This window comes from Lachnospiraceae bacterium JLR.KK008, from assembly GCA_037015955.1.
Taxonomy (GTDB): domain Bacteria; phylum Bacillota; class Clostridia; order Lachnospirales; family Lachnospiraceae; genus VSOB01.
Genome location: CP143548.1, coordinates 2,566,158 through 2,579,380, shown reverse-complemented (window position 1 = coordinate 2,579,380; position 13,223 = coordinate 2,566,158). Strand labels below are relative to the sequence as shown.

At 50.9% G+C, this 13,223-nt stretch carries 10 protein-coding genes; 7 read left to right on the top strand and 3 right to left on the bottom strand.

Annotated elements, in window-relative coordinates; all coding sequences use genetic code 11:
- Position 1 precedes the first annotated feature (1 nt).
- The 3 genes from V1224_12870 to V1224_12860 are packed head-to-tail and all read left to right on the top strand — an operon-like array spanning position 2 to position 4,266.
- Positions 2-1,183 carry a glycosyltransferase family 1 protein gene (locus V1224_12870; protein WWR15354.1) on the top strand — a complete coding sequence of 394 codons (1,182 nt, stop codon included), beginning with the start codon at positions 2-4 and terminating at the stop codon, positions 1,181-1,183.
- Positions 1,167-2,987 (top strand): CotH kinase family protein, encoded by a 1,821-nt coding sequence (locus V1224_12865; GenBank protein ID WWR15353.1) that lies wholly within the window; start codon positions 1,167-1,169, stop codon positions 2,985-2,987. The genes V1224_12870 and V1224_12865 overlap by 17 nt, the downstream gene beginning before the upstream one ends.
- Positions 2,977-4,266 carry a lipopolysaccharide biosynthesis protein gene (locus tag V1224_12860; protein ID WWR15352.1) on the top strand — a complete coding sequence of 430 codons (1,290 nt, stop codon included), beginning with the start codon at positions 2,977-2,979 and terminating at the stop codon, positions 4,264-4,266. The genes V1224_12865 and V1224_12860 overlap by 11 nt, the downstream gene beginning before the upstream one ends.
- Before the next feature lie 276 nt (positions 4,267-4,542).
- Here V1224_12860 and V1224_12855 read toward each other — a convergent pair whose 3' ends face one another.
- From V1224_12855 to V1224_12845, 3 genes are read right to left on the bottom strand one after another with little or no spacing between them, the layout of a single operon-like run.
- Positions 4,543-5,508 carry a glycosyltransferase family 2 protein gene (locus V1224_12855; protein ID WWR15351.1) on the bottom strand — a complete coding sequence of 322 codons (966 nt, stop codon included), beginning with the start codon at positions 5,506-5,508 and terminating at the stop codon, positions 4,543-4,545.
- Positions 5,468-7,750 (bottom strand): hypothetical protein, encoded by a 2,283-nt coding sequence (locus tag V1224_12850; GenBank protein WWR15350.1) that lies wholly within the window; start codon positions 7,748-7,750, stop codon positions 5,468-5,470. The genes V1224_12855 and V1224_12850 overlap by 41 nt, the downstream gene beginning before the upstream one ends.
- On the bottom strand, positions 7,747-8,412 hold the full coding sequence (locus tag V1224_12845) for a hypothetical protein (protein ID WWR15349.1): 666 nt from the start codon (positions 8,410-8,412) through the stop codon (positions 7,747-7,749). Before V1224_12845 ends, V1224_12850 begins: the two co-directional genes overlap by 4 nt.
- 139 nt (positions 8,413-8,551) lie before the next feature.
- On the opposite strand from V1224_12845, the gene V1224_12840 reads away from it, so the two are divergent.
- Genes V1224_12840 through V1224_12825 form a run of 4 tightly spaced genes read left to right on the top strand, consistent with a single transcriptional unit; the run spans position 8,552 to position 13,198 of the window.
- Positions 8,552-9,586, top strand: a complete 1,035-nt coding sequence (locus V1224_12840; GenBank protein ID WWR15348.1) for an acyltransferase — start codon at positions 8,552-8,554, stop codon at positions 9,584-9,586.
- A gap of 26 nt (positions 9,587-9,612) precedes the next feature.
- The gene (locus V1224_12835) at positions 9,613-11,088 is read left to right on the top strand and encodes an MBOAT family O-acyltransferase (protein WWR15347.1); all 1,476 of its coding nucleotides are present in this window, start codon (positions 9,613-9,615) and stop codon (positions 11,086-11,088) included.
- Between the two features lie 11 nt (positions 11,089-11,099).
- Complete coding sequence (locus V1224_12830; protein ID WWR15346.1) at positions 11,100-12,155, top strand: hypothetical protein; 1,056 nt, start codon at positions 11,100-11,102, stop codon at positions 12,153-12,155.
- 5 nt (positions 12,156-12,160) lie between these two features.
- Positions 12,161-13,198: a DUF6077 domain-containing protein gene (locus tag V1224_12825; protein WWR17486.1), complete on the top strand. Its 1,038-nt coding sequence runs from the start codon at positions 12,161-12,163 to the stop codon at positions 13,196-13,198.
- Positions 13,199-13,223 lie beyond the last annotated feature (25 nt).

Genomic DNA, 13,223 nt, shown 5'->3' with positions numbered 1-13,223 from the left:
TATGGACAGGGAGAGACCGATTCGCATATTACAGGTGCTGGGGCGGCTGGACCGGGGCGGGGCGGAGACGATGATTATGAATCTCTATCGTCATATGGACAGGAGCCGCATCCAGTTTGACTTTGTCATTCATACGGAGGAAATCTGCGATTATACGAAGGAAGTGAAGCGGCTTGGCGGCAGGATCTATTCGATGGAGCGGTTTACGCCTGGCACGGCGCTTCGCTACCGCAGACAGTGGCGGGCGTTTTTTCAGGCGCATCCGGAGTATCGTATCATACACGGACATATGCGCAGCACGGCCGTTCTCTACCTGCAGGAGGCAAAGAGAGCGGGGCTGGTGACGATCGTCCACAGCCACAATACATCCTCGGGCAGCGGATTTTCGGCGGTTATAAAAAATATCATGCAGGCGCCGCTGCGGTTCCAGGCGGACTATCTGTTTGCCTGTTCCGCGTGGGCCGGCAGATGGCTTTATGGGAAGCGGGCCTGCGGGAAAAGTAATTTCCGGATTTTATTAAACGGCATTGATCCGGAGTGCTTTCGGTTTGACGCAGCGGTGCGCGCCGGAAAACGGCGGGAGCTTATGAGCGGTATGACGCTGACTTCATGCGAACCGGAGGAAGCAGAGACAGCGGAAAATGGCGGAAACGGCGGGGAGCGGGAAGTGACCGTATTTCTTCATATCGGCCGTCTGGAAGAGCAGAAAAATCATGCCTTTTTGCTGCGTATTATGAGAGAGATCGCTGCTCTGAATCCGCGGACGGTCCTGTATTTATGCGGCGCGGGGCCGTTGGAGCAGAAGATCAGGGAACAGATCAGGGCATACGGACTGGAAGGACATGTCTTTTTGCTGGGAATGCGTACCGATGTTCCGGCGCTCATGCAGGCGGCGGATGGGATGCTCTTTCCTTCTCTTTTTGAGGGACTGCCGGTGACGCTCGTGGAGGCGCAGGCAGCAGGGCTGCCGGTGCTTATGGCGGACACGGTCACGGATGAGGTTGTATTGACCGATCTCGTGCGGACGATGCCGCTATCGGAGACGCCGCAGAATTGGGCGCGGCAGGCGTTGACAATGGCAGCCGCAGGGCGGGAGCGTTATGCGGATGTGATCGCCCGCAGCGGATATGATGTGGCGGAGAACGCCAGGGAACTGGGACGGTTTTATGAAGACAAAAGTTAAAGTGGTCGGACTTCTGGCGGCGGTCTTTTTACTGTCCGCTTATGTGTCGCTGCGCCTGCACTGGGAGTCGCAGCAGCCGGTGTCCTTTGAGGACATCATTTTTGCAGTGGCAGCACAGGAAAATGAGATCAATCTGAAATTGTGGCACAATTATTATAACAACAAAGAATATCTGTTTCTCCCCTCTTTTTGCGGCGGGAAAGCGTCTGCGCAGATCATCGGCGGCGGATGGGCAGGAAAGATATGGGACGAAGAGCCGTTTGCGGATGAGGAACAGACTGTCTCGCTCACGGCGGGTGAGCATACGCTGCATGTTGGAAATACACAGTTTACGGTCGTCGTCATGTATTCTTCCAAAGTGCCGGCGCTCTTTCTGACAACGCAGTCCGGCAGTCTCGACCATATCGAGGCGGAGAAGGGAAACGGAGAACCCGGTCTGTATCAGGTCATCGCGGCGGACGGGACGGTGAGCGCCGCCGGAGCAGTGAAAAAGTTAAAATCAAGAGGTAACGCTACTTTTCTGGAAGATAAAAAGCCCTATCAGATGACGCTGGAGGAGAGTGTGGACCTGCTCGGAAACGGCGCGCAGGATAAATACATTCTGCTCGCAAACAGGCAGGATCAGTCTCTCCTTCGTGACCGCATTATGTATGATCTGTCCGGAGACCTGGGGCTGGACTATTCTCCGGTCAGCATGTTTGTCGACCTGTATGTGAATAATGAGTACCGGGGATCCTATCAGATCTCAGAGAAGGTGGAGACCGGGCACGGCAGAGTGGACATCAATACCGACACAGTGCAGGAAAAGACAGGATTTCTGATCACACTGGAATATCCCTATGAAGACAGGCTGGCGGAGGCGGACTATTATTTCACGACAACGAACGGGCAGAATGTCGTGGTCAAACGGCCTGCGGCGCCCACACCGTTACAGTTTACCTATATCGCCGATACGTTTCAGGAGATGGAAAATGGTATCCGGGCGGGGACATTTGACGAGGGGACTATGGATCTGACGAGCTTTGCCAGAAAGTATCTCATCGAAGAGATCGGTAAAAATCTGGACGCCATGTATTCGAGCCAGTATTTTTACCGGGAGGCGGCAGGGCAGACCGAAGCCGGTCAGACAGACAGTGCGGAGCCGAAAATATATGCGGGACCGGTGTGGGATTATGACAAGACGCTTGGCAATCCGATTATTGAAAATACCCGTCCGGTCAACTTTCAGGAGCCGCGGGGAATCTTCGCAGCCAAAAAGCGGGAAGACGCCTCCTGGTGGTATGATCTGTATCAGATTCCCCGTTTCCGGGAAAAGGTCATCGAGGAATTTGAAACGATGGCGATTCCTGCGGTCGAGTCGATGCTTGCGGAAGGGATCGACAGCTATCGGGATGAGATCTGGGACAGCGCCTACATGGACTATATGCGCTGGGATACGTTTGAAGATTTTAAGCGGGAAGAAGAACTTGAATTTGCGCAGCAATATGAGACGGAGATTGAGAGGATCAGGGAATTTCTGCGTCTGCGGATGGAATTTCTGAGTGACATCTGGCTGGAAGGACGTACGTATGATCTGATTGTCTGTGATCCGGGCGAGGGTGTCATGTATGTGACGGAGATCGACGCCGTCGAGGGTAGGACGTTACACGAACCGCGGGACCCCAAATGGGAGGGCTACCGGTTCGACCACTGGGTTCGGGAAGATACCGGAGAAGTGTACGACTTTACGGAGCCGTATGACGGTGTACCGTTTGTGCTGAAAGCGGTTTACAGGAAAGAAGAGGAAGTGCGCAATGAAACATAGGACGGAGAGCGGTCTGGAAAAGAAGGTGGAAGGGGGCGGAAATGTCCGGGCGGATATTCCGGCCGATACGATCCGCAAAAACATGCTCTGGAATGTGATCGGTTCTACCGGCTTTATCGGCGCTCAGTGGGCGATGACGATTCTCATCGTACATCTGGCCGGATATGCGGAGGCAGGCTATCTGTCGCTGGGGTTGTCGCTGACGAATATCTTTACGAACATTGCCTATTTCTGTATCCGCAATTATCAGGTGTCAGATCTTTCGGGCAAATATGACGAGGATATTTATGTGACGCACCGGGTGGTAATGACCGGAGCCGCACTGGCGCTCTATTTGCTGTTTGTGTTGTGTAATGGCTATGGCGTTTATGTGACGGTATTTTTGCTTCTGTTTATGGTCTACCGTCTCGGCGAGCCGGTTGTGGATGTGTTTCACGGCATTGATCAGAAAGCATGGCGTCTCGATGTGGCCGGGAAATCGTTTCTGCTGCGGGCAATTCTGACACTTTTGTCATTTATTGTACTGGAAAAGCTCACGGGCAATCTGGCGGTGACAACGGCAGTCATGCTGGTGGCCGTTTATGGTGTGATCTTTCTCTACGATATTCCACAGGCGTACCGTTTCGCCTCGTTTTCTCTGCGGTTTGACAAAGGAGCGCTGCTCTCGCTCACAAAGGAATGCTTTCCGCTGTTTGTCTATGCGATCTGTTTGAATATGGTTGTGCCGATTCCCCGCTATGTGTTGGAGAAGGTCGCCGGGAGCGAAATGCTCGGATATTATGCGTCCGTGGCGATTCCCGCTTCGGTCATTCAACTGTTTGCTTCTTATATCTTTACGACATTTACGGCGCTGTTTTCTGAGTATGTGGCGCGGAACGAGAAAAAGAAGTTTCTGTCGCTGTTTGGGAAGCTGACCATAGTGATAGTGGCGCTGGTTGCGGCTGCGCTCGGCGGGTGTGCTCTGCTTGGTGAATGGGTGCTCGTGCTTGTGTTCACAGAGACGATCAGACCGTATGTATATCTGCTCATGCCGACCGTGTTTTGTTGTGGGATTATTGCGCTGATCTGGTTTATGGGCAATGTGCTGACCGTGCTGCGGGACAGGAAAGGACTGCTGCTTGGAGCGGCGGCGGGAACAGCAGCAGTGATCGGTGTCTCTTATCCGTGTATCATCCAATGGGGGATGGACGGGATCAATGTCGCATTGCTTGTGTCAAGTATGACGACGCTCGTCATATTCGGCGTACGGTTTGCGGCGTTTATGAGACGGTGGAAGTGATACGATAAACGCAGAAGGAATAAAAGAACGGCAACGATTCATTATTTTCTGATCGGCGCAGAAGGACAGAAAGATTTTCGTGTTTGCGATTTGCGAAGGATATTTGTATTTTCCATTGTCCTGTCCGATAGTAGCAGTTTCCGGACAGGGAAGTCCGGAAAAGGGCTGCCTGAGCCTGGATGGCGAATGCAGTCCGTCTGCGTTGTTGCTCAGCAATGACGTATGATCGTTTGCTGTTTCTTTTTTCCTGCATTGGTTATGGTGGAAGAGACCGGCTCATTCCACCTTTTCTCTCTGCATTTCTTCTTTGAGTTTCTTAAACATATCTTCCGTTCTGTGGAGCTGGTATTCAAAGTCGCGTCTGTTATTTTCACTCATATTGCTTAGTATCAGTCCGGCAAAGAATGACTGGAGGGCGGCCAATGCCACAAAACCGCACATGACGAGTGTCGGTATCTGCAAGACAAGATGCGTCTCCAGGAAACGGATAAAGACCGGGAGGAAGAAGCCGATGGCCAGCAGCATCAGGCAGGCGGCAATGATGGAAAAGAATGCCAGCGGTTTGTATGTCTTAAAGAGCCGCATGATCATCTTCAGTACCCGGAAGCCGTCGGAATATGTGTTCAGCTTGGATACGCTTCCCTGCGGTCTGTCGCGGTAATCGACGACTACATTTTCGATCTGCATATGATTGTAGACGGCGTGGATCGTCATCTCTGTCTCGATTTCGAAACCCTGTGAGAGGACCGGGAATGTCTTCACAAAGGAATAACTGAATGCACGATAGCCGGTCATAATATCTTTGATGTCAGAGCGGAACAGATAATTGATACTCCCGCGCACGAGACTGTTGCCGAAATTGTGGAACGGTCGTTTGTTTTCGGAAAAGTAGGTGGAAGAGAGTCTGTCGCCCACGACCATATCCGCGTGACGCTCAAGAATCCTGCCGGTCATATCTGCGGCATGTTCGAGCGGGTAAGTATCGTCCCCATCGATAAGCAGATAACACTGGGCGTCGATCTCACGAAACATGCGCCGGATGACATTGCCCTTACCCTGCTGATATTCCTTTCTCACCACTGCGCCTGCCGCGGAGGCGATGCGGGCGGTGCCGTCGGTCGAATTGTTGTCGTATACATAGATGACGGCTTCCGGCAGAGCGGTTTTGGCGTCTCTGATTACCTTCTCGATCGTCTGCTCTTCATTGTAGCAGGGGATCAGAACTGCGATCTTGTCTAACATTTTTCTTTTCCTTTCTGATGACAGTGTCCAGGTTCCACAGACGGGGCACAATGTAAATGAGTACAAAGAGCAGAGCCGTGAGGATGGACAGCCAGGCCGATACCGTGTAGGAGGCCGGAACTGCATAGTGCAACGTTACGGTGTGCGGTTTTCCGTCTCCCTGCAACAGGATACGGATGCGGTTATTCTTGCCTTTCTCCAGAGGGACTGAGGCTCCCGTCTCGTCTGTCGCCGCGTAGTCTTTATAGTAGATGACAGGCACTTCGATATACTGATCGTTTGAAAGGCAGGTATATTCGAGCGTGGTGGTTGTTCCTGTCCTTTCCATATCGCGAAGATTGACCTGACTGCTGTCTGAAATTTCCGTCTCTGTTGTGATTTCGGCGTCGATCGTGTGGCGTGGACGCCACTCAAACGGATAGACGACGGTATTGGCGCCTTTGGGAATACCGATCAGTTTACTCACATGCCCATGTGTATATTCCTGATCGACCGAATAGGCAAAGTCCTCTCCCTTAAAGCGGGTGGCGGAGAACAGACAGATGCCGGCCAGCGCTACGAAGAGAATGCGGCTGTATTTACTGAGCATCTGCGAACGGAAACAGCAGATACTGCCGACAACGGCAAAGAGGAGGCTCGCAGGTCCGAGCAGCCGCCATGCGAACTGGATCTTTTTGAGTACGATCTCCAGGGCGGGGATCGCCATCATCTTCCATCCGGGGAAGAAGTTCAGTGACATGAAGATCAGGAAAGCGCCGATCAGGAACAGATAACGCAGATACGCTTCCTGTTCTCCGGGCTGCTGCTCGAGCAGAATATAGGCCAGCGAGATGACCGCGCATACGGCCAGGGGGATTCCCAGTGTAAGCATATAGTAGTCACCGGTCAGCTGCAATCCGAACAGTCCCGAGAGGTTCATCGTATATTCTTCGTAAGTGCCGAGGTCAAGGGCATCCATCCAGAGATTCCCGTTTTGATAAAAATCAAGAAAGGGGACGAGGAAGCCCGCATTCATGAGCACACTGACGGCCACTGCTTTGGCCAGCTCGAGAAACCGGGATTCAAGAAGGATCTTCTTCAGATAGATCACGGAGAGGACCGCACAGAAAATCCCGGCCAGTGTGACACTTAAAATGTGGGTCTGTAGCAGGCCCGTCATCCCGAGTACGAGATACCCCCATTTTTTCCGGTCTCCGATAAAAATATGATAGAGTCCGGCAAAGACAAGCGGAAAGAAGGCCATTGCCAGAAACTCGCCGACCGCGCCCCGGGCGTAAATATTTGTGAAACGGTAAGGACAGCAGGTGTACAGAAGGGAAGCCAGGAGCGCCGCTTTTGTCGTACCGCCAATCGTTTTCGTACAGTGATAAGTGAGGTAAGCAGTGACGAAGTTGCATAAAAATACAAGACATTTAAAACTGTCCGCCATGGAGACGCCTTTCATCCGCAGCCAGGCGGGGAGATATAGAAACAGGTTGGGATACATACAGTTGAGGTATCCGTTTCCATGCAGCGCTTCCGGATAGATTACGACCGGAAACTGACCTGCCAGCAGGCCGTCCTTGATGCCTTCGATGCGGATCAGGTGATAGCACAGATCCACCGCCCAGGAAAGCCCGGTATTGAGATAGGGCAGAGAGGCAAAAAAGCCGATGCCGATCAGCGTGAAGGCCACATAATGATCCCGGATCTGTCTGCCGGTTCTGTTATAATAACAGCGCCAGAGAGCGAAGGCTGCAGTCAGTATGGTCAGTATGACGATCAGGAAAGCTGTGTCATGATAAAACTGTCCCTCCGGAATCAGGGTGACACTCTGGATGAGAATGTTACTCGTACCGCTGTATTCGATCTCAAACCGGAAGTCGAGACAGGAACGCTCCAGTTCAAAGGCATATTCCTGATAGGTCACATCGGGGTCCAGTTTACAGGAACCAAGTTCGGCTCCGTTGTCATAGACGATCAGTTTGTCATCCTCTCCGTTTGTCGAAAAGGCGATACCGAGTTTATAAGCGCCGGGGTCAAGCAGATAGCTGGCACTGGCGAGCATCGTACCGCTGTACTGGCTGTCGGGCGTGAGTCCGATATAAGTGTTATCCTCATAGCCGGAGAGACGGTTCATCTCTGAGGCGTTGATCGTCAATGGGATACGGCTTTCATCTGTCATGCGCAGGAAAAAGATGCCGGCGAGCAGGAAGAATAGATAGGGAATGGATTGTTTACAAAGTTTCTGTAGGATCGTCATAGTGTTTCCTCGGTTGTCTTTTCAAATTTATAGTATGCGGCAAGTAAGAGCAGGCCGAATAGCAGGAAAGCGGTATCATAGGGAAGACAGTGTTCTCTGTCCACCCGGTCGGTGTAAGTGAACGTCATGGCCGGAAGCAGTTTCTCCTCCGGGTTTCCATTATAGTAGAACGGTCCGGATTCCTCCGGTCCGATGACAGGACTGCCGCTGTAGAGGGCGAGAGACGCCTCCTCATAGTCGCGGGCTTTCAACCGCCATGTGTACGATTCGCCGGGTGTGAGTTCCAGGTCAGGGTCCTCGATGGGAAAATGTACCCAGCGGTAATTCATCACGTCGCCCGATTCGAGAACGGTGGAACAGATTTTTTTTTCGTCTTTGTCATACAGCTCCAGCGTGACCGTACCGTCCGGCGCCCGGCCGCTGATCAGAAACTGAAAGGAAATACTGTCCAGCCGACTGTGCGCGGGAGTAAACTGCCCGGTGAGGATCGAACCGTCGGAGAGATTCAGGTTGGGGAAGATACCCTTTTCAAGGGAGACATTTTTATAGGAAGTATGCCCGATCAACTGCCAGGGCCATACGGACAGACAGAGGAAAAGAACCAAAATAATGATCAGATACGGACAAAAAGAAAACAATCTTGTATATTTTTTGTTTGACATCGATGTTCCATCCTTTTCTACAAGCTCATGCGCATATTATCTTATATTTTGCAGGAAGTGTCAATGCAGGAAAAAACAGTGATAAAGTTGTAATAAAATGGGGAATATGATAAAATATAACATCTGGCGAGGTAAACTTATGGCTGATCAAAAGCGATGGAAGGAAATGGACATACTGCGGGGAATGGCGATTCTGATGGTTCTGCTGTATCATTCCGTGATCGTTTTTCCGCTGAATCTTCATGAAATCCAGTGGTGCAAGACACTGCATACATTTTTGTGGACAGTGCAGATGCCGCTGTTTTTTCTCGTATCGGGTTTTTGCTATTCCTTTCATGGCGGATATTGGCAGTATGCGCTGCGCAAGTGCAGACGTATTCTCATTCCCCATGTCGTATTTTCGCTGCTGGACATCCTGCCGCGGCTGATACCGAATCCCTTTGTCAATGAACGGATGAATGCGAAGGAAGCGCTCGTTGACTTTGTACTGTATGGGGGAAGCGATTGGTTTCTGTGGACGCTCTTTGTGATCGTCATGGTCTTTCCGGCTCTGGAAAGGCTGCTTGTGAGCAGCGCAGACGGTGTTTCCAGGGAGGGGGCGCAGAGACGGCAGAAACTATGTATTCTGTTCGTAGTCCTGCTCTTTGTGTTGAAGCCATATGTGACGGATCTGCTGCTGCTGAATATGGTCAGTCAGTATTTGTGGTACTTTCTGATTGGGTATGGTCTGCGCAGGAAAGCGGACAGGCTGCTGCCGGTTTTTTCGCGAAAGCAGTATCTGTTTCCTGCCGTTGTCGTCATGGGGCTCTGCTTTGCAGGGATGATGGTCTTTGGTGGGGATGGCCGGTGGGAACTGCCGTACCGGTATCTGGAAGTATTATGTGTATTTGCCGGCTTTCTATTCTTTTACGGACTTGCCTGTATGTGCAGGGGAAAGATCGGAGCGTTACTGGTCAGTTGCGGGACATGGTCGCTGCAGATGTATCTGTTTGATGCCTATGCGCTTGTGGCAACACGCACGCTGCTCGTATCTGTCCTTCATGTGGAAAGTCCGGTTCTGATCATCGGGGGAAATTTTATCATGGATACGGCCATCGTTCTGGCAGTGTCCCGCTATATTATCACTAAGGCGAAGGTATTCAGGATCTGCTGTGGGATTCCTGAAAAGGGTTAGCAATGCTCTTTAATTCCTATATTTTCATGTTGTTGTTTCTGCCGCTCGCTCTGGCAGGCTATTATATCTGTGGCGCTGCCAGAAAATATGAATGGGGCAAACTGTGGCTGACGGCGATGTCACTCTGGTTTTATGCGTGGTTTAATGTCCACTATCTGCCGATTATCGTTGGCAGCATTCTGGGCAATTACGGGTTGTATCGTGTGCTTCTCGGTGACCGGGGCCGGCCGCAGAGACGCAGGAGAGATCTGTATCTTACGGCGGCGGGAGTGGCAGCTAATCTTGGCGTATTGTTTTATTATAAATATTTTGATTTCTTTGTAACGAATATCAATCTGGCGTTTCATGCGGATCTGCCGCTGCAGCATGTGCTGCTGCCGCTCGGGATCAGCTTTTTCACGTTTCAGCAGGTGGGCTTTCTGGTGGATACCTACCGCGGGGAGACGAAAAACGATTCTTTTATCGACTACGCGCTGTTTGTGACATTTTTCCCTCAACTTATTGCAGGACCGATTGTAACCCATGACGAAATGATCGGCCAGTTTCAGGACGTGACAAAAAAGAAATGGAACGAGGAAAATGTTTCCAAAGGGGTCTATGTCTTTGTCTGTGGTCTGGCGAAGAAAGTGCTGGTCGCGGACATGTTCGGCAGGGCGGTCTCCTGGGGATTTGAGAACATGGACAGCTTGAACGGACTCGCTGCGGTCTGGATGATCATGAGTTATTCGGTGCAGCTCTATTTTGACTTCAGCGGATACTGTGATATGGCGAGAGGAATCGGGCTGATGTTCAATATTGAGATTCCGGTCAATTTTCTCTCACCTTACAAAGCGGTCAATATGGTCGACTTCTGGAAACGGTGGCATATGACGCTGACCCGTTTTTTTACAAAGTATGTTTATATTCCGCTTGGAGGTAATCGGAAAGGGAAACTGCGTACATATGGTAATTTGTTTCTGGTATATCTGGTCAGTGGCATCTGGCACGGCGCGGGGTGGACCTTTGTCTGCTGGGGTGCACTTCACGGAGGGGCCTATGTGCTGACAAAGCGCTATCAGGCAACGATCGAAAAGCTGCCCCGGTTTGTCACCTGGGCGGCGACGATGATCTGTGTACAGATATTCTGGGTATTTTTCAGGGCGGACAGCATCGGACAGGTACTGCAGCTGCTCGGCAAGGTTGCAGGGGACTATACGCTGTCCGGTGTGCCGGCGGCCTTTGCCGGGCAGTTCCGGACACCGGAATTCTTTTATCTGTTCAAGCTGCTGCATCTGGACGCCGCCGGAAGCGGTGCATTTGCAAGTGGAGTGCTCTGTGACTATGTGCTGATGTTTTGCTATATGGCGGCGGCCTGGATCATGCTGCTATGCTGTAGAAACGGAAAGGAGAAGACCGACACATTCAGGCCGACGGCCGGGAATGCGATTTTCATTGTAGTATTATATCTCTGGTCGCTCGTCTCTTTTTCGGAAGTCAGTACCTTTTTGTATTTTAATTTTTAACGGATATGGAAATGATGACTTACAAACGATGGCTTCGTATGACAGGCAGTTTCATATTGGTTGGTCTGGGCAGTATCGCGGGACTTGTGATCATTGTGGACCCGTTTTTTCATTATCACAGGCCACTGGAACGGTTCCCCTATCAGATTGATAATCAGCTCAATCAGAATCCGGGGATGGCGTGGCATATGGAATATGACAGTGTGATGCTCGGTTCTTCCATGACTGTCAATTTCGAGACAGACTGGTTTGCAGAGCAGATGGGACTGAAGATGGTCAAGCTCAGTTACAATGGCGCTTATCCGCGGGACATTCATATTATCATGAAACGGGTGGACGAGAGCAGGCAGGAACTGAAGCGGGTGTTTATCGGCGTCGATCTTGCCTCCTATACGGGCGGCACACAGGAGACGAAATATCCGCATCCTGCGCATCTGCACGACTCCAATTTGTTTAGCGATGTCAATTACTGGTATAATAAGGACGTACTGCTCGACTATATTCTCAAACCGGTGGCAGAGGGGCAGCCGACAGACTTAAGCAGCGTCTACTGTTCGGAGCCACAGCTTCAGGGTTGTTACAGTCGGGCTTATGTGCTGGAACATTATACCATACCGGAGGATAACGATGCTTTCTTCCCGGAGGATCTGTTTATCGAAGGACTGGATGCCAATCTGCAGGCGAATATCCTGCCTGTGATCGAATCACATCCGCAGACGCAGTTTACAATATTTTTTCCGCCATACAGTATTTTGTACTGGTATGAATATGTCCGCAACAATCAAATGGACGCGGTTATGTATGAATATCGGTACTTTATGGAAAAACTGTTAGCATACGATAACGTCGAGCTGTTCTTTTTTCCAACTCTGGAAGAGGTCGTCGTCGATCTGGATCTGTATGCGGATGCGAGCCATTACAATCAGAGTATCAATCGCTATATGACAGAGTGTTTTGTCAGCGGAGAGCACAGGATTACCAGAGAGAACTACGAGGAAGAGCTGAGAAAGATGAAAAGCATGATAGATGCGTATGACTATGATGCACTTTTTGGAGAAAGTGAGTGACGATCATGTGGCTGCATATCGGACTGCTGGCAGTATGCACATGGGTGCTGCCGTTTTGCATGGGACTGTTTCCGGTCCATTTCATGAAGGAAGAACATAAATCGTTTGGCATGGTATGGCTGAGCGGATGGATGATGATGTTTGGCGTATTCCAGCTTCTGGCCGTGCCCTTTATCGTCTGTGAAGCATCCTTTACGCTGGTCGTCCAGTGTTATACGATCGTGATCGGCGTCCTGGCCGTGTTCTTTCTGTTTATGGGACGAAACAGTGTGGCAGTCTGTCTGAAAAAGCTGAGAGAGGCGAGACCGGAGAGAGGGCAGCTGGCGCTTATGGGGCTTGTCGTGCTGCTGATTGTCATGCAGCTTGTCTTTGCCTTTTACATGCAGTATCTGGACGGAGACGATGCTTTTTTTGTAGCGACTTCCCTGACAAGCCAGCATACGGATACGATGTACCGGTTCACGCCTTATTACGGCGCCAACGGGGAGCTGGATGTGAGACATGCACTGTCATGTGTGCCGATTTTCATGGCCTGGCTGTCCGAGGTGAGCGGTATCCATGTGACGATCATCTGTCACAGTTATATCAGCAGTCTGTTTTTGTTTCTGATGTATGAAATTTATGGTCAGGTTGGTTCCCAGTTGTTTCCGCATCAGCGGAAAAATAAATGGCTGTTTCTGCTGTTTTTGAATGTCTGGTATCTGTTTGGCAATATTTCCATTTACGCGGCGGAGAGTTTTATTTATACGCGGACTTCTCAGGGCAAGGCCATGTTCCCCAATCTGATGGTCCCGGTGGTGTTTCTGTGGCTTTTGTTCATGGCAAAGGAGGAGATGGATGTCGGAGAATGGGCGATGCTCTTTGTCATCGTGCTCTGTACCGTCTTTACGACCAGTACCGGTATCTTTACGGTACCTGTACTGATCCTGATGGCCGCAGTGATGATTGCGGCCGTAAAGAAAAAGGCACTGATCATCGTGCAGGCGGGAGCCTGCATTGTGCCGAGTATCTTTTTCGGGCTGCTGTATCTGTTTTTAAAATAGAGACCGCCCGGGACAGGGAAACACG